The 1,629-nt window shown below is 73.0% G+C and carries 2 protein-coding genes; one reads left to right on the top strand and one right to left on the bottom strand.

Features of this window, described 5'->3' with window-relative positions:
* A partial coding sequence (locus tag ACNFOC_RS54145; protein WP_416966281.1) for a tetratricopeptide repeat protein occupies positions 1 to 1,061 on the top strand: 1,061 nt, incomplete at its 5' end.
* 10 nt (positions 1,062 to 1,071) lie between these two features.
* Here the strand turns inward: ACNFOC_RS54145 and ACNFOC_RS54150 are convergent.
* On the bottom strand, positions 1,072 to 1,539 hold the full coding sequence (locus ACNFOC_RS54150) for a VOC family protein (RefSeq protein WP_416966282.1): 468 nt from the start codon (positions 1,537 to 1,539) through the stop codon (positions 1,072 to 1,074).
* Positions 1,540 to 1,629 lie beyond the last annotated feature (90 nt).

Here is a 1,629-nt window from a genome sequence, read left to right on the forward strand (position 1 = left end):
GTGTCGGGGAGGGGGCTGTGTCTGCCGGGTTTCCGGCGCCTCCCTCGTTGCCGCCGGCCCCGTCCGCGGATGTCGTGGAAGCGGAACCTGAGGATCAGGTGCGGTCGAGTGGTGATCCGGTGACTCATCGGCTGCGGGCCGTATCGGCTCCGGTGGCGGAGGAGGAGGTGGTTCCGACCTTTCCGTTGCGGGCCGTGCCCGAGTCGGCGGGGGAGTCGGCGCCCACGTTCCCGTTGCACGCCGTGCCGGAGTCGGCCGAGGGGGGTATGCCGCTGGGGTCGGTCCAGGCGCCCACGGGGGCGTTCGGGCCGCCGCCTGTGATGGACGCGGCGCCGGTAGCGGATGTACCGCCGGTCATGGGCGGGCAGTCGGTCATGGACGGGGCGCCGGTGTCGGACGTACCGCCGTTCGTGGATGTGCGGCCGGTCGCGGAGCTACCGCCTGTCACCCCGGAACGTGCCGCCCGGCCCGCCGCCATCCCCATTCCCGACCTCGCCCTCACCGCCCCGGAACCGGACCCCAAGCCGACGCCTGCCCGCGGGTTCGACGCCGTGGCCGAGGCCGTGCTGGGGGACGAACCGGTGACGACCGACGGAGCGGGGACCGCGTTTCTCATCGAGCCGATGGTGCGGATCAACGAGGCCGTCAAGGCGGGCCGGATCGAGGAGGCGGCGGGCCTGGCGGAACGGACCGTCGCGGACGCGGCGGCCTCGCTCGGGCCCGAGCACTCCGAAGTCCTACGGCTGCGCGAACTCGCCGCCTACATCGCCTACTTGGCCGGGGACCCGCTCCGCTCCTTCCACCTCTCCCTCGACCTCGCCCACATCCGTCACCGCGCCCACGACGCGGAGGCCGCCTACGGCAACGTCCAGAGCGCGGCCACGGCCTGGCGCGCGGTACGCGACCCGGAGCAGGGCCTCGCCCTCGGCCGTGACCTCATCGACCTGTGGACCGAACTCACCGCTGAGGACGGTCCCGCCGTGGAGGACATCGAGCAACTGGAGTCCGCCCGCGCTCGCATGGGGCGCCTCACGGAGCGCGCCCGCAGGTCCGCCGACTGAAGTCCGTCCCCTAGGCCACGCAGAACTCGTTTCCCTCGGGGTCGGTCATCACGACCCATGAGCCGGCCGGTTCCGTCACCCGGCGCAGGACGCTCGCGCCGAGGCCGGTGAGGCGTTCCACTTCGGCCTCTCGTCGTTCCGGGCCCGGGTGCAGGTCGAGATGCAGGCGGTTCTTGGTGGTTTTCGGCTCCGGGACGCGCTGGAAGAGGAGGCGGCGGCCCAGGCCCGTGCCGCGGTCCTTGTCGTAGGGGTCGTCGGGGTGGCGTACGGCCATCAGGTCGCGGAAGGCCGGGCGGCCGTGGAAGTCGACGGTCGCCGCCGCGGGCAACGCGCCTACTTTCAGGAGCTGTTCGACCAGGGCGCTGTTGTCCTCGGGCTCGTAGTGGAGCGCGGCGGCCCAGAAGTCCGCCTGGGCGTGCGGGTCGGCCGCGTCGATGACCAGCTTCCAGTGGCCGTCGGCCGGATTGCCGAAGCGGATCACGCTGCCCGGGCCGACGCCCCACTCGTGGACGCGGCGGCCGTCGGCGTAGGTGCCGTTCGTGCTGTGCTCGTCCTCCAGCGTCCCGGC

It is taken from the genome of Streptomyces colwelliae, assembly GCF_048158785.1.
Taxonomy (GTDB): domain Bacteria; phylum Actinomycetota; class Actinomycetes; order Streptomycetales; family Streptomycetaceae; genus Streptomyces.